The organism is Rhizocola hellebori (assembly GCF_016862955.1).
Lineage (GTDB): Bacteria > Actinomycetota > Actinomycetes > Mycobacteriales > Micromonosporaceae > Rhizocola > Rhizocola hellebori.
In genome coordinates this window covers 18,673-36,168 of record NZ_BONY01000012.1, presented here as the reverse complement: position 1 = coordinate 36,168, position 17,496 = coordinate 18,673, and the positions used below count along the sequence as shown (strand labels likewise).

Annotated in this window: 21 protein-coding genes and 1 pseudogene; all 22 read right to left on the bottom strand. The window is 65.2% G+C overall.

What is annotated here, in order from left to right:
- Positions 1-67: 67 nt before the first annotated feature.
- Entirely contained in the window at positions 68-253 is a 186-nt protein-coding gene (locus tag Rhe02_RS11755) for a type Z 30S ribosomal protein S14 (RefSeq protein WP_020520469.1), read from the bottom strand.
- A gap of 2 nt (positions 254-255) precedes the next feature.
- Positions 256-825, bottom strand: a complete 570-nt coding sequence (gene rplE, locus Rhe02_RS11750) for a 50S ribosomal protein L5 (RefSeq protein ID WP_203908188.1) — start codon at positions 823-825, stop codon at positions 256-258.
- Positions 825-1,145: a 50S ribosomal protein L24 gene (gene rplX / locus Rhe02_RS11745; protein ID WP_203908187.1), complete on the bottom strand. Its 321-nt coding sequence runs from the start codon at positions 1,143-1,145 to the stop codon at positions 825-827. Before rplX ends, rplE begins: the two co-directional genes overlap by 1 nt.
- The gene (gene rplN / locus Rhe02_RS11740) at positions 1,142-1,510 is read right to left on the bottom strand and encodes a 50S ribosomal protein L14 (RefSeq protein WP_020520472.1); all 369 of its coding nucleotides are present in this window, start codon (positions 1,508-1,510) and stop codon (positions 1,142-1,144) included. The genes rplX and rplN overlap by 4 nt, the downstream gene beginning before the upstream one ends.
- A 59-nt stretch (positions 1,511-1,569) precedes the next feature.
- Positions 1,570-1,857 (bottom strand): 30S ribosomal protein S17, encoded by a 288-nt coding sequence (rpsQ, locus tag Rhe02_RS11735; RefSeq protein WP_203908186.1) that lies wholly within the window; start codon positions 1,855-1,857, stop codon positions 1,570-1,572.
- A 5-nt stretch (positions 1,858-1,862) separates the two neighbouring features.
- Entirely contained in the window at positions 1,863-2,093 is a 231-nt protein-coding gene (gene rpmC / locus Rhe02_RS11730) for a 50S ribosomal protein L29 (protein ID WP_203908185.1), read from the bottom strand.
- Positions 2,093-2,518, bottom strand: coding sequence for a 50S ribosomal protein L16 (gene rplP / locus Rhe02_RS11725; RefSeq protein ID WP_203908184.1), 426 nt, complete (start codon positions 2,516-2,518; stop codon positions 2,093-2,095). Before rplP ends, rpmC begins: the two co-directional genes overlap by 1 nt.
- Positions 2,519-2,521: 3 nt before the next feature.
- The gene (gene rpsC / locus Rhe02_RS11720) at positions 2,522-3,367 is read right to left on the bottom strand and encodes a 30S ribosomal protein S3 (RefSeq protein ID WP_203908183.1); all 846 of its coding nucleotides are present in this window, start codon (positions 3,365-3,367) and stop codon (positions 2,522-2,524) included.
- A gap of 161 nt (positions 3,368-3,528) precedes the next feature.
- Positions 3,529-3,942, bottom strand: a pseudogene (gene rplV, locus Rhe02_RS11715) (50S ribosomal protein L22); the annotation flags it as partial.
- A 31-nt stretch (positions 3,943-3,973) separates the two neighbouring features.
- Positions 3,974-4,255 carry a 30S ribosomal protein S19 gene (gene rpsS, locus Rhe02_RS11710; RefSeq protein WP_203908181.1) on the bottom strand — a complete coding sequence of 94 codons (282 nt, stop codon included), beginning with the start codon at positions 4,253-4,255 and terminating at the stop codon, positions 3,974-3,976.
- A gap of 12 nt (positions 4,256-4,267) precedes the next feature.
- A complete protein-coding gene (gene rplB, locus Rhe02_RS11705; protein WP_203908180.1) occupies positions 4,268-5,107 on the bottom strand; it encodes a 50S ribosomal protein L2 in 840 nt (279 codons plus the stop codon).
- 15 nt (positions 5,108-5,122) lie between these two features.
- Positions 5,123-5,425 (bottom strand): 50S ribosomal protein L23, encoded by a 303-nt coding sequence (gene rplW, locus Rhe02_RS11700; protein WP_203908179.1) that lies wholly within the window; start codon positions 5,423-5,425, stop codon positions 5,123-5,125.
- Positions 5,422-6,066, bottom strand: a complete 645-nt coding sequence (gene rplD / locus Rhe02_RS11695) for a 50S ribosomal protein L4 (RefSeq protein ID WP_203908178.1) — start codon at positions 6,064-6,066, stop codon at positions 5,422-5,424. The genes rplW and rplD overlap by 4 nt, the downstream gene beginning before the upstream one ends.
- Positions 6,063-6,725, bottom strand: a complete 663-nt coding sequence (rplC, locus tag Rhe02_RS11690) for a 50S ribosomal protein L3 (RefSeq protein ID WP_203908177.1) — start codon at positions 6,723-6,725, stop codon at positions 6,063-6,065. Before rplC ends, rplD begins: the two co-directional genes overlap by 4 nt.
- Positions 6,726-6,738: 13 nt before the next feature.
- Positions 6,739-7,047 carry a 30S ribosomal protein S10 gene (rpsJ, locus tag Rhe02_RS11685; RefSeq protein ID WP_007073037.1) on the bottom strand — a complete coding sequence of 103 codons (309 nt, stop codon included), beginning with the start codon at positions 7,045-7,047 and terminating at the stop codon, positions 6,739-6,741.
- A 309-nt stretch (positions 7,048-7,356) separates the two neighbouring features.
- On the bottom strand, positions 7,357-8,550 hold the full coding sequence (gene tuf / locus Rhe02_RS11680; RefSeq protein WP_203908176.1) for an elongation factor Tu: 1,194 nt from the start codon (positions 8,548-8,550) through the stop codon (positions 7,357-7,359).
- A 119-nt stretch (positions 8,551-8,669) separates the two neighbouring features.
- On the bottom strand, positions 8,670-10,766 hold the full coding sequence (fusA, locus tag Rhe02_RS11675; RefSeq protein ID WP_203908175.1) for an elongation factor G: 2,097 nt from the start codon (positions 10,764-10,766) through the stop codon (positions 8,670-8,672).
- Between the two features lie 33 nt (positions 10,767-10,799).
- Positions 10,800-11,270 (bottom strand): 30S ribosomal protein S7, encoded by a 471-nt coding sequence (gene rpsG, locus Rhe02_RS11670; RefSeq protein ID WP_203908174.1) that lies wholly within the window; start codon positions 11,268-11,270, stop codon positions 10,800-10,802.
- Between the two features lies 1 nt (position 11,271).
- The gene (gene rpsL, locus Rhe02_RS11665) at positions 11,272-11,646 is read right to left on the bottom strand and encodes a 30S ribosomal protein S12 (protein ID WP_117212619.1); all 375 of its coding nucleotides are present in this window, start codon (positions 11,644-11,646) and stop codon (positions 11,272-11,274) included.
- A 411-nt stretch (positions 11,647-12,057) separates the two neighbouring features.
- A complete protein-coding gene (locus tag Rhe02_RS11660; RefSeq protein WP_239123692.1) occupies positions 12,058-12,447 on the bottom strand; it encodes a hypothetical protein in 390 nt (129 codons plus the stop codon).
- Between the two features lie 791 nt (positions 12,448-13,238).
- On the bottom strand, positions 13,239-13,559 hold the full coding sequence (locus Rhe02_RS11655) for a hypothetical protein (protein WP_203908173.1): 321 nt from the start codon (positions 13,557-13,559) through the stop codon (positions 13,239-13,241).
- Positions 13,560-13,625: 66 nt separating this feature from the next.
- Positions 13,626-17,492 carry a DNA-directed RNA polymerase subunit beta' gene (locus tag Rhe02_RS11650; protein ID WP_203908172.1) on the bottom strand — a complete coding sequence of 1,289 codons (3,867 nt, stop codon included), beginning with the start codon at positions 17,490-17,492 and terminating at the stop codon, positions 13,626-13,628.
- Positions 17,493-17,496 lie beyond the last annotated feature (4 nt).

Here is a 17,496-nt window from a genome sequence, read left to right as displayed (position 1 = left end):
AGTTAGCCTTTCTCGCCGCGGTTCCCGGACCCATCGGTGGGCCTACGGCGAAGGGGAAGCTTGGGAATTACCAGGAAGCCTTCGACACGCCGGGCAGCTCGCCCTTGTGGGCCATGTCCCGCAGACACACACGGCACAGCCCGAATTTGCGGTAGACCGCTTTCGGACGGCCGCACTTCTGGCAGCGGGTGTAGGCACGCACCGCGAACTTCGGCTTGGCGGCAGCCTTAATGATCAGCGCCTTTTTAGCCATGCTCAGTTCTCCTTGAACGGGAAGCCCAGGTGCTTGAGCAGCGCCCGGCCTTCGTCGTCGGTCTTGGCGGTGGTCACGAGCGTGATGTCCATGCCCCGTACCGCGTCGATCCGGTCCTGATCGATCTCGATGAAGACCGACTGCTCGGTGAGACCGAACGTGTAGTTGCCGTGCCCGTCGAGCTTGCGCCCGTCGAGGCCGCGGAAGTCACGGATACGCGGAAGCGCGATGGACAGCAGCCGGTCGAGGAACTCCCACATCCGGTCGCCGCGCAGCGTCACCTTCGCCCCGATGGGCATGCCCTCGCGCAGCTTGAACTGCGCGATGGACTTGGTAGCCCGCCGGATCTGCGGCTTCTGACCGGTGATCGTGGTCAGGTCCTTGACGGCACCATCGATCTTCTTCGAGTCGCGAGCAGCCTCGCCGACACCCATGTTGACCACGATCTTTACCAGGCCCGGCACCATCATCGGGTTGCTGTAGCCGAACTGCTCACGCAGCTGGCCCGCAATCTCGGCGCGGTAGCGCTCCTTCAACCGCGGCATGGTCTTAGCTTCGGTCGCGGTGGACATCAGCCGATCTCCTTGCCTGTACTACGCGAGATGCGAACCTTGCGGCCGTCCTCGCCGATGCTGTAGCCCACGCGGACCGGCTTACCGTCCTCGAGGTACATCACGTTCGACACGTGGATCGGCATCTCCTTGGTGACGATGCCGCCGGACTTGGAACCACGCTGGTTGGTCCGGATCTTCTCGTGCTTGGTGACCCGGTTGATCCCCTCGACGAGAACCTTGTCAAGGCGCGGGTAGGCCGCGAGGACCACACCCTCCTTGCCCTTGTCCTTGCCGGCGATGACCTGGACCTTGTCGCCCTTCTTGATCTTCATGATCAAAGCACCTCCGGGGCAAGCGAAATAATCTTCATGAACCGCTTGTCCCGAAGCTCACGGCCGACCGGGCCGAAGATACGGGTGCCACGCGGATCCCCGCCGTCCTTGATGATGACGGCGGCGTTCTCGTCGAAGCGGATGTACGAGCCGTCCGGACGCCTTTTCTCCTTGACCGTGCGCACGACGACAGCCTTGACGACGTCGCCCTTCTTCACGCCGGCGCCGGGGATGGCGTCTTTGACGGTGGCCACGATGACGTCGCCGATGCTCGCGTAGCGCCGACCCGAACCGCCGAGCACGCGGATGCACAGGATTTCCCGGGCACCCGTGTTGTCGGCGACTCGTAGTCGCGACTCCTGCTGAATCACGTCAATCTCCTAATGTCTGCCAGTTCTCCCGCTCAGCGGAAGCTTGGCGGAACGTTGGCTTACTTAGCCCGCTCGAGGATTTCCACGACCCGCCACCGCTTGGTGGCGGAGAGGGGACGGGTCTCCATAAGCAGCACACGGTCGCCTATACCGCACGCGTTCTGCTCGTCATGCGCCTTCAGCTTGGCCGTACGGCGAAGAACCTTGCCGTAGAGCTTGTGCTTGACGCGGTCCTCGACCACGACGACGACGGTTTTATCCATCTTGTCGCTGACGACCAGACCCTCACGTACCTTACGCCGGTTCCGCTGAACTGCGTTTTCGTTGGTCTCGTTGGTCTCACTCATAGTGCTTAAGCCACCTCAGTCGGCGCGGCCGAGAGACCAAGCTCACGTTCGCGCATGATCGTATAGATCCGGGCGATGTCCCGACGGATGACCTGCAGTCGCCGGTTGTTGTCCAGCTGTCCGGTCGCCCCCTGCACGCGGAGGTTGAACAGCTCCGCCTTGGCTTCCCGCAGCTTGATGACCAACTCCTCGCCGGAGAGCTCACGCAGCTCGGCTGGCTTGCTTCCCGCTGCCATCACGACTCACCCACTTCGCGCTTCACAATCCGGCATTTCATCGGCAGCTTGTGGATCGCGCGGCGCATGGCCTCACGAGCGATCGTCTCGTTCGGGAACGTCATCTCGAAGAGAATCCGTCCCGGCTTGACGTTCGCGACCCACCACTCCGGTGAACCCTTGCCGGAACCCATCCGGGTTTCCGCCGGCTTCTTGGTGATGGCCTGGTCCGGGAAGATGTTGATCCAAACCTTGCCACCACGCTTGATGTGACGAGTCATCGCGATACGCGCCGACTCGATCTGGCGGTTGGTCACGTAAGCAGGCGCGAGCGCCTGAATGCCGAACTCGCCGAACACCACCCGGTTGCCGCCCTTGCTCTTACCCGAACGATCCGGGTGATGCGGCTTCCGGAAGCCCTTCGGGGGCTTACGGGGCATCAGCATCTGTCAGCCCTCCTGCTGCGTCTCAGCCGCGGGCACTGTCTCCACTGCTTCGCTGCTGCTTTCCTTGGTGAGTTCCGCGGCGGCCGCACGGCCGGCCTCGGTGCCTGCACCGGTCGTCCCGGAGGCTCCGGAACGCCCACGGCGCGGCCGGTCCGAACGCTCCGGACGGTCCCCGCGCTCGCCGCGACGGGGGCGACCGGGGTCGACCTGAGGCTCGCGGCCCGGTACGGCGTCACCCTTGTAAATCCACACCTTCACGCCGATGCGGCCGAAGGTCGTACGCGCCTCGAAGAAGCCGTACTCGATGTTGGCCCGCAGCGTGTGCAGCGGGACGCGACCCTCGCGATAGAACTCGGTCCGGCTCATTTCCGCGCCGCCGAGGCGGCCCGAGACCTGAATCCGGATACCGCGCACCAGCGGGTTCTTCATCGCCGACTGCATCGCCTTGCGCATCGCGCGGCGGAACGCCACGCGGCCCGAAAGCTGCTCGGCGACACCTTGCGACACCAGCTGGGCATCCGACTCGGGGCTCTTGACCTCGAGGATGTTCAGCTGAACCTGCTTGCCGGTGAGCTTCTCGAGCTGGCCGCGAAGCCGGTCGGCCTCCGCACCCTTACGGCCGATGACGATGCCCGGCCGGGCGGTGTGGATGTCGATGCGGACCTTGTCGCGGGTGCGCTCGATCTCGACCTTGGAAATGCCGGCGCGCTCAAGCCCCTTGGCCATCATGCGGCGGATCTTGACATCCTCGCCGATGTAGTCCTTGTAGAGCTTGTCCGCGTACCAGCGCGACTTCCAGTCGGTCGAGATGCCGAGCCGGAACCCAATCGGGTGAACCTTCTGACCCATTACTCGGTCTCCTCCTGCTCGGCAGCCTTCTTAGCAGGCGCCTTCTTAGCGGCGGCCTTCTTGGCGGGAGCCTTCTCCGCAGCCTCCGCCTTGGGAGCCGCTGCCTTCTTCGCAGCAGCCTTCTTGGCGGGCTTGGCTTCGACAGCGGGCTCCTCGACCGGCGCCGGTGCGGCTGCCTTGGCGGCAACCTTCTTCACCGCCGGGCGAACCTTGGGCTGCACCGCTTCCACCTCAATGGTGATGTGGCAGGTGCGCTTGCGGATGCGATAAGCGCGACCCTGCGCACGCGGCCGGAACCGCTTCAGGGTCGGGCCCTCGTCCACCCACGCCGCACTGACCAGCAGCGCGTCCGGGTCAAGGCGCTCGTTGTTCTCGGCGTTCGCCACAGCGCTCGCCAGCACCTTGTACACGGGCTCGCTCGCGGCCTGCGGCGCGAACTGCAGCACCGTGAGAGCCTCCTTCGCGGGTAGACCGCGGACGAGGTTCACCACACGGCGCGCCTTGGTGGCAGACAGACGTACGTGACGAGCCACCGCGCGGGCGCCCGGCACGGTCTGTGCTTCCTTCGTTGGCATCGTGTTTCCCCTAAATCCTTACGGTCCACCGTCAGCGACGGCGAGCCTTCCTGTCGTCCTTCTCGTGACCCTTGAACGTGCGGGTCAGCGCGAACTCGCCGAGCTTGTGCCCGACCATCGCCTCGGTCACGAAGACCGGGACGTGCTTGCGTCCATCGTGGACAGCGATCGTGTGACCGAGCATGTCCGGGATGATGGTTGAACGCCGCGACCAGGTCTTGATGACGTTCTTGGAGCCCTTCTCGTTCTGCACTTCCACCTTCTTGAGCAGGTGGTCGTCCACGAACGGGCCCTTCTTAAGGCTGCGAGGCATTTCCTAGCTCCCTTACCCGCGCTTGCGGTTCGCGTAGCGGCGGCGGACGATCATCTTGTCGCTGGCCTGGCCCTTGCGGCGGGTACGGCCTTCCGGCTTACCCTGCGGGTTGACCGGGTGGCGACCACCGGAGGTCTTACCCTCACCACCACCGTGCGGGTGGTCGACCGGGTTCATGGCGACACCACGGACGGTGGGGCGCTTGCCCTTCCACCGCATACGGCCGGCCTTGCCCCAGTTGATGTTTGACTGCTCGGCGTTGCCGATCTCGCCAATCGTTGCGCGGCAACGGACATCAACCTTGCGGATTTCGCCCGACGGCATACGCAGCGTGGCGTAGTCGTCCTCGCGGCCCAGCAACTGGATGCCGACGCCGGCCGAGCGGGCCAGCTTCGCGCCGCCACCCGGCTTCAGCTCCACGTTGTGAATCGTGGTACCGACCGGGATGTTGCGCATCGGAAGGTTGTTGCCCGGCTTGATGTCAGCACCCGGCCCCGACTCGACCGCGTCGCCCTGCTTGAGGTCCTTCGGCGCGATGATGTAACGCTTCTCGCCGTCGGCGTAGTGCAGGAGCGCGATCCGGGCCGTGCGGTTCGGGTCGTACTCGATGTGAGCGCACTTGGCCGGCACGCCGTCCTTGTCCACCCGCTTGAAGTCGATCAGACGGTACTGGCGCTTGTGGCCACCGCCCTGATGCCGCGTCGTGATCTTGCCGGAGGCGTTGCGCCCGCCCTTTTTGGGCAGCGGAACCAGCAGGCTCTTCTCCGGCGTCGACCGGGTGACCTCGGCGAAGTCGGCGACGCTGGAGCCACGGCGACCGGGCGTCGTCGGCTTAAACTTACGGATACCCATTTTCGTCTATACCCTTCAGCTCACCGGGCCGCCGAAGGCCTCGATACGGTCACCATCGGCAAGTTTCACCATGGCCCGCTTCGTGTCCTTGCGCTTGCCCCAGCCGGTACGGGTGCGCTTGCGCTTGCCCTCGCGGTTGAGCGTGTTCACGGTCAGAACCCGAACATTGAAGATCTGCTGGATAGCGATCTTGATTTCGGTCTTGTTCGCGTCCGGATGCACCAGGAAGGTGTACCAGTTGCGGTTGAGCTCGCTGTAGCTCTTCTCAGAGACCACCGGAGCGACGATGATGTCGCGCGGATCGGCGATGGTCGTCATTTCTCGCTCCTCTCTGCACGAATGCCCAGGAACTCATCAAGCGCGTCGGCCGTGAAGATGACCTCATCGCTAACGAGAACGTCATAGGTGTTGAGCTGGCCAGCCTCGAGCAGGTGCACCTGGGGCAGGTTGCGAAGGCTGATCCAGTTGATCTCGTCCTCCGCGCCCAGCACCACCAGCACCCGGGGCGCGTCACCCGCGGTCGCCTTGACGGCGGCCAGGGCGGCCTTGGTCGACGGCGCGTCGCCGTCAACGAAAGCGGAGACGACGTGCACCTTGCCGTTGCGAGCCCGGTCGGAGAGGGCTCCGCGAAGCGCGGCGGCCTTCATCTTCTTCGGGGTCCGCTGGCTGTAGTCGCGCGGCACGGGACCGTGCACGACGCCACCACCGGTGAACTGAGGCGCGCGGATCGAGCCCTGACGGGCGCGACCGGTGCCCTTCTGCTTGTAAGGCTTCTTGCCGCCACCGGCGACCTCGGCCCGCGTCTTGGCCTTGTGCGTGCCCTGACGCGCGGCGGCGAGCTGAGCCGTGACCACCTGGTGCATAAGCGGAATGTTCGCCTGCACATCAAAGATGTCCTCGGGGAGCTCGACCGAGCCGGCCTTGTCGCCCTTGGCATTCAGAATGTCAACGGTTGTCATTTCTTGACCACACCGCCCTTCTTCTGCTTAGCGGCGGTGCGAACCAGCACCAGCGCGCCCTTCGGGCCAGGGATAGCGCCCTTCACCAGAATCAGGTTGTTCTCCACATCCACAGCCTGGATGGTGAGACCCTGCGCGGTGTAGCGCACGTTGCCCATGCGGCCGGCCATACGCACGCCCTTGAACACGCGACCCGGAGTGGCGCAAGCGCCGATCGAGCCCGGTGAGCGGTGCTTGCGCTCCACACCGTGTGCGGAGCCAAGGCCCTTGAAGCCGTGGCGCTTCATGACACCAGCGGTGCCCTTGCCCTTGGTCTTGCCGGTGACGTCGATGTGCTGTCCAGCCGCGAAGGTCGAAACGGTGACCTCCTGGCCCAGCTCATACTCGCCGGCGTCGGTGGTACGCAGCTCGACGATGTGGCGGCGCGGTGCGACGCCCGCCTTGGCGAAGTGGCCCGAGCGGGGCTTGTTCACCTTGCGGGGGTTGATCGCTCCATACGCCAGCTGGACCGCCGAGTAGCCGTCCTTGTCATTGGTGCGAACCTGGGTGACGACGCAAGGGCCGGCCTGAACCACAGTCACCGGAACAACTTTGTTGTTGTCCCAGACCTGGGTCATGCCGAGCTTGGCGCCCAGGATGCCCTTTACTAGCCTGTCCATCAGTGTCCGGTCCCTACAGCTTGATCTCGATGTCGACACCAGCCGGAAGGTCGAGACGCATAAGCGAATCCACCGTCTTGGGGGTCGGGTCGATGATGTCGATCAGACGCTTGTGTGTGCGCATCTCGAAGTGCTCGCGCGAATCCTTGTACTTGTGCGGCGAACGGATCACGCAGAAACGGTTGATTTCCGTGGGCAGTGGCACCGGGCCAGCAACCTGCGCTCCAGTCCGAGTCACCGTCTCGACGATCTTCCGTGCCGAGGAATCGACGACCTCATGGTCGTAGGCCTTGAGCCGGATGCGGATCTTCTGTCCCGCCATCGCTTCTGTTCCTTCTCTCAAGCCGCTACCTGCGGCGGAGGGCAGTCACCCGCCGCCGTTCTCCGACCCCCGCGGTCGGGCGTGTCGCGCGCTGAGCCCAAACTGATCCCCATTTCGAGGACGTTCCGTGGCTCGGCAGGCGTCACGCCCGCTCTCAGAGGCAAGGTGCCGAAACGCTCGACACCAGGCGAAACAGCCAAACGATCAGCCGTTCGCAGAGCAACCTGTTCATTATGCCGTACTAGGTGCGGCAATGTGAAATCGGGAGCCCTTGAGGGCGCTCCACCTCACAGCGGAGCGCCCCAAAGATCACTTCAGAATCTTGGTGACCCGGCCGGCGCCGACAGTCCGGCCACCCTCACGGATGGCGAAGCGGAGCTGCTCCTCCATCGCGATCGGCTGGATCAGCTTGACGGTCATCTGCACGTTGTCGCCAGGCATGACCATCTCCGTGCCCTCGGGCAGGGTGGCCACACCGGTTACGTCCGTGGTCCGGAAGTAGAACTGCGGACGATAGTTGTTGAAGAACGGCGTGTGACGGCCACCCTCCTCTTTGGACAGGATGTAGACCTGCGACTCGAACTCCGTGTGCGGAGTCGTCGTGCCGGGCTTCACCACGACCATGCCGCGCTCAACCTCTTCGCGCTTGATACCACGAAGCAGCAGACCGACGTTCTCACCGGCGCGGGCCTCGTCGAGCACCTTGCGGAACATTTCGATGGCGGTGACGGTGGTCTTCATCGACTTCTCCTTGATGCCGATGATCTCCACCTCCTCCATCGGCTTGAGGATGCCGCGCTCGGCGCGACCGGTGACCACGGTGCCACGACCGGAGATCGTGAACACGTCCTCAACCGGCATCAGGAACGGCTTCTCGGTCTCACGCTCGGGCTGCGGGATCGCGGTGTCGACAGCGTCCATCAGCGAGAGCAGAGCCTCGGACCACTTCGCGTCGCCCTCGAGCGCCTTGAGCGCCGAAACGCGCACGACCGGCAGGTCGTCGCCCGGGAACTCCTGGGCCGAAAGCAGCTCACGAACCTCGAGCTCGACGAGCTCCAGCAGCTCCTCGTCCTCCACCATGTCGCTCTTGTTCAGGGCGACAACGATGTAGGGCACGCCGACCTGGCGAGCGAGCAGCACGTGCTCACGGGTCTGCGGCATCGGGCCGTCGGTGGCGGCGACCACCAGGATCGCGCCGTCCATCTGAGCGGCACCGGTGATCATGTTCTTGATGTAGTCGGCGTGCCCGGGGCAGTCGACGTGTGCGTAGTGCCGGCTCTCGGTCTGGTACTCGACGTGTGCGATCGAGATGGTGATACCGCGAGCCTTCTCCTCCGGCGCCTTGTCGATCTCATCGAACGGCGTATACGGGTTAAGGTTCGGGAACTTGTCGTGCAAGACCTTCGTAATAGCTGCCGTCAGCGTCGTCTTACCGTGGTCGATGTGACCAATGGTGCCGATGTTGACGTGCGGCTTAGTCCGCTCGAACTTCGCCTTCGCCACTGGTGTCCTCCTGTGGACTGTCTTGGTTCATACGCCCGACGGCGCCAACCGGCGCTTTAGGACCTTGCATTTTTTCTTTGGTACGAGGCCGAAGCCCCGGCGGCCAAGGCCGCGGGCGATTACTCGCCCGTGGCCTTCGCGATAATCTCCTTCGCCACGTTCGCGGGAACCTCGGCGTAGGAGTCGAACTGCATGCTGTAGCTGGCGCGGCCCTGGGTCTTGGACCGCAGATCGCCGACGTAGCCGAACATCTCCGACAGCGGCACGAGCGCCCTGACGACCCGAGCGCCACCGCGCTCTTCCATCGCCTGGATGATGCCACGACGGGAGTTCAGGTCGCCGATCACGTCACCCATGTTGTCTTCCGGGGTCACGACCTCGACGGACATCATCGGCTCAAGGATCGCGGGGTCGGCCTTGCGGCAGGCCTCCTTGATCGCCATCGAGCCAGCGATCTTGAACGCCATTTCCGAGGAGTCGACGTCGTGGTACTTACCGTCGAGCAGCGTCATCTTGACGCCCACCACGGGGTACCCGGCGAGGATGCCGTACTGCAGGGCGTCCTGCGCACCGGCGTCCACCGACGGGATGTACTCCTTCGGGATCCGGCCACCGGAGACCGCGTTGACGAACTCGTAGGTCGCTTCGCCGTTGAGCGGCAGGGGCTCGATCGCGATGATCACGCTCGCGTACTGACCTGAACCACCGGTCTGCTTCTTGTGCGTGTACTCAACCTTGTCCACCGCGCGGCGGATGGTCTCGCGGTAGGCAACCTGCGGCTTGCCGACGTTGGCCTCGACGTTGAACTCGCGCTTCATCCGGTCGACAAGGATCTCCAGGTGGAGCTCGCCCATACCGGAGATGACCGTCTGACCGGTCTCCTCGTCGAGCTTGACGCGGAAGGTCGGGTCCTCTTCGGCCAGCTTCTGGATCGCTGTTCCCAGCTTCTCCTGGTCGGCCTTTGTCTTCGGCTCGATCGCCACCGAGATAACCGGCTCGGGGAACGTCATCGACTCGAGGATCACCGGGTTGTGCGGGTCGCAAAGCGTGTCACCGGTGGTGGTCTGCTTGAGGCCCTGCACGGCGATGATGTCACCGGCCGACGCGAAGTCGCGCTCCTCGCGCTTGTTCGCGTGCATCTGGTAGATCTTGCCGATGCGCTCCTTGCGGTCCTTGGTCGAGTTGATGACCTGGGTGCCCGACTCGACCTTGCCCGAGTAGACCCGGACGTAGGTGAGCTTGCCGAGGTGCTTGTCGGTCTGGATCTTGAAGGCCAGTCCGGAGAACGGCTCGGTGGCATCCGGGTGCCGCTCGACCTTGGTCTCGCCGTCCATCAACAGACCGTCGATGGCGGGAATGTCCAAAGGCGACGGCAGGAAGTCCACCACCGCGTCGAGCATCGGCTGCACGCCCTTGTTCTTGAAGGCGGAACCGCACACGACCGGGTTGAGCTTGCCGGCGATGGTGGCACGACGGATCGCGGGCTTGAGCTCCTCAACGGCGAACTCGTGGCCCTCGAGGTACTTCTCCATGATCTCGTCGTCGGCCTCGGCGATGGTCTCGAGCAGCTTCACGCGCCACTCTTCCGCCTGGTCCTTCAGCCCCGCCGGGATCTCCTCGATCGCGTAGTCGTCACCCTTCTGGGTCTCCCCGCGCCAGGTGAGCGCACGCATGCCGAGCAGGTCGACGACGCCGATGTGGTCGCCCTCGAGCCCGATCGGGATCTGCAGGACGAGCGGGGTGGCGTTGAGCCGGGTCACCATCATGTCGACACAGCGGAAGAAGTCCGCGCCGGTCCGGTCCAGCTTGTTGACGAAGCACATACGCGGGACGTTGTACTTGTCAGCCTGACGCCAGACGTTCTCGGTCTGCGGCTCCACCCCAGCGACACCGTCATAGACGGCGACGGCACCGTCGAGCACCCGAAGCGAGCGCTCGACTTCCACGGTGAAGTCAACGTGCCCAGGAGTGTCGATGATCTGGATCGTGTGGCCCTTCCACTCACACTTCGTCGCGGCGGAGGTGATGGTGATGCCACGCTCCTGTTCCTGTTCCATCCAGTCCATGACGGCCGCGCCCTCGTGGACCTCACCGATCTTGTAGGTGATACCGGTGTAGAACAGGATCCGCTCGGTCGTGGTCGTCTTACCGGCGTCGATGTGCGCCATGATGCCAATGTTGCGAGTCTTGGCGAGCGCGGCGTCTGCGGCGGCCACTTTACGATCCCTTCAAAGAGGTTGGGTCTGCCACTACCAGCGGTAGTGGGCGAAAGCCTTGTTGGATTCGGCCATCTTGTGCGTGTCCTCGCGCCGCTTCACAGCAGCACCAAGACCGTTGCTGGCGTCGAGCAGCTCGTTCATGAGGCGCTCGATCATCGTCTTCTCACGGCGAGCCTTCGAGTACGAGACCAGCCAGCGCAGGCCCAGCGTGGTGGCCCGAGCCGGGCGAACCTCGACCGGCACCTGGTAGGTCGCGCCACCAACACGGCGGCTGCGCACCTCAAGGGTCGGCTTCACGTTGTCCATGGCACGCTTGAGCGTCACCACCGGGTCGGTGCTGGTCTTCTCGCGGCAACCCTCAAGGGCGCCGTACACGATGCGCTCGGCCAGCTGGCGCTTGCCGTTCAGCAGGATCTTGCTGATCAGCTGGGTCACCAGCGGCGAGTTGTAAACCGGGTCTGCGAGCAGGGGACGGCGCGGGGCAGGGCCTTTACGCGGCATGTCAGCTCTTCTCCTTCTTCGCGCCGTAACGGCTACGTGCCTGCTTACGGTTACGGACACCCTGGGTGTCAAGCGAACCGCGAATGATCTTGTAGCGAACGCCGGGCAGGTCCTTCACACGGCCACCGCGGACGAGCACGATCGAGTGCTCCTGAAGGTTGTGGCCGACACCCGGGATGTAGGCGGTCACCTCAATCTGGCTGCTCAGCTTCACGCGAGCTACCTTGCGCAGTGCCGAGTTCGGCTTCTTGGGCGTCGTCGTGTACACACGCGTGCACACACCGCGCCGCTGGGGGCTCCCCTTCAGCGCCGGCGTCTTGGTCTTGCCTGTCTTCGCCTGGCGGCCCTTGCGGACCAGCTGCTGGATTGTGGGCACCGGTTGTCTCCGCTCCCTTTTCCTCATCCGCGACGTCTCCGTCGCGAAACTTCGTTTTGGCCGAGGCCGCGTATGCGGCCCGAACTGCTGTGATCGGCAGACGATTACCCGCCTGCCCACCCCCGCGGTCGGGCGTGTCGTCCGGCACACGGGCCCGGCGGCTCGATTTCTCGAACTGTCGGAGTCTGTCATTTATCGCGGTGCACACCAGGTCACGACACAGGTGTCGAGTCGCTCGGCATCGTGCACGCACGAGGAGCCCAGGCATGCCTGGGCACGAAGGGAAAGAATACCTAACCTCAGGCCCGCTGGTCAAAACGGGACCCAGAGACCCCTGGAAGGCAACTCTGCCCAGTCAGTCTACCCGGTCCCGAACGATCACTCACCATAGATACCCATCGGTGAGGGTAATCACGTGCCAGCAGCGGCCCGCTGCACCAGCGCGATGGCCACCACCACGCCCGAAGCCGCGAGCAAAATACCGGCTCCGCCGCAGATCAGGCCGGAGATGGCGTAGCCGCGGCCCTTGCTGGCGCCGCCCCGCCGGATCTGGCGCACCCCGGCCCAGCCCAGGCCGATCGCACCGATTCCGAGCAGCACCGCCAACACGCCGAAAGCCCCGCTGACGAGCCCGCCCCAGCCACCCTCGGCGCCCATCAACCCGAAGCACCAAACCACGCCAGAGACGAGCAGGGAGCCCGTTCCGGCGGCCGTTGACCCGATCGCCACCCCCGAGGTGGTGACCGACGCCGGCAGGATCGCCAATCCATACGGCGCGTCCGGCACCATCTCTATCCGCACAGGCTGTGGATAAGTCGCCAGCCGACGCCCGGCCGGGCGCGATTGCGCGGCCGGCCATCCCGGTGTCTGCCCCTGCCCCCAGGGACCCTGCGGCGGCGGAGGCCCGCCCTGCGGCCATCCCGCCCCCTGCGCCTGAGCCACCGGCACCGTAGGCGGCACCCAAGCCCCCTGCCCCTGCGAACCCGGCACCGCCCCACCGGGCGGCACCCAAGCCCCCGACACCGACCCACCCGGCGGGACCCAAGCCCCCGGAGCCGAAGACCCCGCCACCGGTCCGCCCGGCGGCACCCAAGCCCCCGGAGCCGAAGACCCCGCCTCCGGTCCGCCCGGCGGGACCCAAGCCCCCGGAGCCGAAGACCCCGGCACTGGCCCGCCCGGCGGCACCCAAGCAGTCTGGGCCTGCGATGCCGGCTCCGTTGGCTGCCCCCAATGCGCCGGCTGCGTCGGCTGCGAGCCGTAGACCGGTTGCTGAGCCGGATAGGCGGGCTGCGTCGGCTGGTCCGAGGTTGCGGGCGGCGGGGGCAACGGGGAAGTCGGCCGGGCCCAGGGATCGGCCACCGGCTCGGTCGGCTGGGCCGCGGGTTGCTGCGGCGCGGGTTGCTGGGGCGGCACCGGCTCGGTGGGCCGCGACCATGGTGACGGCTCAGGCCACGGCGACGGCGCCGGCCAGGCTTCCGGGGTTGGCTGCGTGGCCGAGCTCTCAGGTGCTTCGCCGTTGGGGTCGCGCCTTGGCGAACCCTCGCCCGGCGAATCGTGCGTCACCACGCGATCCTCCCACGCGGGTCAACCGGTCAGTCCACGGTGGGCGGGAAGTCTTGCTCACCCACGGCGCCCTGCAGCAGACGAACGATGACCAGCGTCGATATCGCGACGAAGGCCAGGGCTATCCCTGTCCAGGCGAGCCGATGGGCCCACTTCAGCTGCCGGTGCCCGGTTTGCCAGCCCGCCCCGGCATCGATGTCCGCGCGTGCCTGGCGGGCCAGCACGAGCGCGACCGTGGCCGGGATCAGGCCGCCCAGCATGATGCCGGTGGCTGCGCCCAGTACCCCCAGACAAAATGCCGCAGCGGCCTTGGAGTTTGGTGCTATGTCCGGGTCGTCCGGATGACGCATAAAAGGCACAGTAACAAAGCGAGGGATCCCGAAACCTCGGAATCCCTCGCTTTTGGACAGAACTAGTTAGCGGTACGAGCCGAAATCGAAGTCGTCCAACGGAACCGCGACACCGCTCGCCGGGCCGAAACCGTAGTCGGTCTCGCCGTAAGCGGTCATCGAGTAAACCTTGGCCTTCGCCTCCTCGGTCGGCTCCACCCGGACGTTGCGGTACTTGCTGATGCCAGTACCCGCCGGGATGAGCTTTCCGATGATGACGTTCTCCTTGAGGCCGATGAGCGAGTCACTGCGCGCGTTGATCGCCGCATCGGTCAAGACTCGGGTCGTCTCCTGGAAGGAGGCGGCCGAGAGCCACGACTCGGTGGCGAGCGACGCCTTGGTGATACCCATCAGCACCGGACGGCCTGCCGCAGGCTCGCCGCCCTCGGCGACGATGCGGCGGTTCTCCGCTTCGAACTGCGCCCGATCCACCAGCAGACCCGGCAGGAACTCGGTCGCACCCGACTCGATGATCGTGACCCGCTTGAGCATCTGGCGGATGATGATCTCGATGTGCTTGTCGTGGATCATCACACCCTGCGAGCGGTAGACCTCCTGGACCTCATTGGTCAGGTGGACCTGGACCGCCCGCGGCCCGAGCACCCGAAGGAGCTCGTGCGGGTCGATGGTGCCCTCGGTGAGCTTCTCGCCGACCTCGACGTGATCGCCGTCGTGCATGCGAAGGCGCACCCGGTTGGAGATCTTGTCGTGGACGATCTCATCGCTGCCGTCGTCCGGCACGATGATGATCTTCTTCGACCGGTCTCCCGCCTCGATGCGAATCCGCCCAGCGGTTTCCGCGATCGGCGCCTTGCCCTTGGGCACGCGCGCCTCGAAGATTTCCTGCACACGAGGCAGACCCTGGGTGATGTCCTCGCCAGCCACACCACCGGTGTGGAAGGTTCGCATCGTCAGCTGGGTCCCGGGCTCACCGATCGACTGGGCGGCGATGATGCCCACCGCCTCACCGACATCGACAAGCTTGCCGGTCGGCAGCGAGCGCCCGTAACAGGCCGCACACACGCCGAGCTTCGACTCACAGGTCAGCACCGAACGCACCCGGACCGTCTCGACACCGGCCTTGACCATCCGGTCAACGATGATCGAGTTGAGGTCGGTGCCCCGCGGGACTCCGGCCACCTCCTCGGCCAGCGTGCGGGCGTGCCCGCCGGTCTCGGCGTGCTCGTGGACCGACAGCTGACCGTCGAGCTGCACCCCGATCTGCATCGGGATCGCGCGATCGGTGCCACAGTCGTCCTCGCGGATGATGACGTCCTGCGAGACGTCGACCAGACGGCGGGTCAGGTAACCCGAGTCGGCCGTACGAAGCGCGGTGTCGGCAAGGCCCTTACGAGCACCGTGGGTCGAGATGAAGTACTCCAGCACGCTCAGGCCTTCGCGATAGGAAGACTTGATCGGACGCGGGATGATCTCACCCTTCGGGTTGGCCACCAGACCACGGATCGCCGCGATCTGACGCAGCTGCAGGAGGTTGCCGCGAGCGCCAGAGTGGATCATGCGCCATAGCGGGTTCTCTTGCGGCAGTGAGGTTTCCAGCTCCTTGGCCACCTCGGCGGTCGCCTTGGACCACAGCTCGATCAGCTCGCCACGACGCTCCTCGGAGGTCATGAGACCACGCTGATACTGCTTGTCGATCCTGTCTGCTTCCTTCTCGTAGCGCTCAAGGATCTGCCACTTGCGAGGAGGCGAGATGACGTCTTCCATGCCGATGGTCACGCCGGACCAGGTGGCCCAGTGGAAACCGGCTTCCTTCAACGCATCCAGCGTCGCCGCGAGGGCGACCTTCGGGTAGCGCTCGGCGAGGTCGTTGACGATCGCCGAAAGCTGGCCCTTGCGCACCTCGTAGTTGACGTAGCGATATCCCACCGGAAGGGTCTCGTTGAACAAAACCCGGCCCAGTGTTGTCTCGAGCAGCACCTGCTGACCCGGCGCCCAGCCCTCGGGAGCCGTCCACGCCTCGCCCGGCCCGTTGTCCACCTCGGTCACGTCGCCCAGGCGGATCTTCACCGGCGTCTGCAGGTGAAGCTCGCCCGCGTCGAAGGCCATCATCGCCTCGGCGTCAGAGCTGAAGACGCGGCCTTCGCCCTTCATGCCGGTGCGCTGGTGGGTGAGGTGGTACAGACCGATGATCATGTCCTGGGTAGGCATGGTCACCGGCTTGCCGTCGGCCGGCTTGAGGATGTTGTTGCTGGACAGCATGAGGATGCGGGCCTCGGCCTGCGCCTCCGCGGACAGCGGCACGTGGACAGCCATCTGGTCACCGTCGAAGTCGGCGTTGAACGCCGTACACACGAGTGGGTGAATTTGAATGGCTTTACCTTCGACCAGCTGTGGCTCGAAGGCCTGGATGCCCAGACGGTGCAGGGTCGGCGCGCGGTTGAGCAACACCGGGTGCTCCGTGATGACCTCTTCCAGCACATCCCACACGACCGGGCGCTGACGCTCGACCATCCGCTTGGCGGACTTGATGTTCTGGGCGTGGTTGAGGTCGACCAGACGCTTCATCACGAACGGCTTGAACAGCTCCAGCGCCATCTGCTTGGGCAGACCACACTGGTGCAGCTTGAGCCGCGGACCCACGACGATCACGGAACGACCGGAGTAGTCCACGCGCTTGCCGAGCAGGTTCTGACGGAAGCGACCCTGCTTGCCCTTGAGCATGTCGGACAGCGACTTCAGCGGCCGGTTACCCGGGCCGGTGACGGGACGCCCACGGCGGCCGTTGTCGAACAGCGCGTCGACGGCCTCCTGAAGCATCCGCTTCTCGTTGTTGACGATGATCTCAGGCGCACCGAGGTCGATTAGGCGCTTCAACCGGTTGTTGCGGTTGATGACTCGGCGGTAGAGGTCGTTCAGGTCGGAGGTGGCGAACCGGCCACCGTCGAGCTGAACCATCGGGCGCAGATCCGGCGGGATCACCGGCACGCAATCCAGCACCATGCCCAGCGGCGAGTTGCCGGTCGCGAGGAACGCGGCGACCACCTTGAGCCGCTTGAGCGCACGCAGCTTGCGCTGCCCCTTGCCCGAGCGGATGGTCTCGCGCAGCGAGTCGGCCTCGGCCTCCAGGTCCATGTTCTGCAGGAGCGCCTTGATGGCCTCCGCACCCATGCCACCGGTGAAGTACTCGCCGAACCGGTCGCGCAGCTCGCGGTAGAGCAGCTCGTCGGTGACCAGCTGCTTGGGCTCGAGCTTGCGGAACGTGTCGAGGACCTCGTCGAGACGGTCGATCTCGCGCTGCGCCTTGTCGCGGATCTGGCGCATCTCGCGCTCGCCAGCCTCCTTGACCTTGCGTCGAACGTCGGCCTTGGCGCCTTCGCTCTCCAGCTCAGCCAGATCGGACTCGAGCTTGACCGCGCGCTTCTCCACCTCGGCGTCACGGGCGTTCTCCGCCTGACGCTTCTCGGCGAAGATCTCGTTCTCCACCGTGGTCATGTCGCGGTGACGCGACTCGGTGTCCACGCTCGTGACGACGTAGGACGCGAAGTAGATGATCTTCTCCAGGTCCTTCGGCGCCAGGTCGAGCAGGTAACCAAGCCGGCTCGGCACACCCTTGAAGTACCAGATGTGCGTGACCGCGGCCGCCAGCTCGATGTGACCCATGCGCTCACGGCGCACCTTGGATCGGGTCACCTCGACGCCACAGCGCTCACAGACGATGCCCTTGAACCGGACCCGCTTGTACTTGCCGCAGTAGCATTCCCAGTCCCGCTGCGGACCGAAGATCTTCTCGCAGAAGAGTCCGTCCTTTTCGGGCTTCAGGGTTCGGTAGTTGATGGTTTCCGGCTTCTTAACCTCACCGTGCGACCAGCGGCGGATGTCCTCGGCCCCAGCGAGGCCGATCCGCAGCTCGTCGAAGAAGTTAACGTCCAGCACTTAC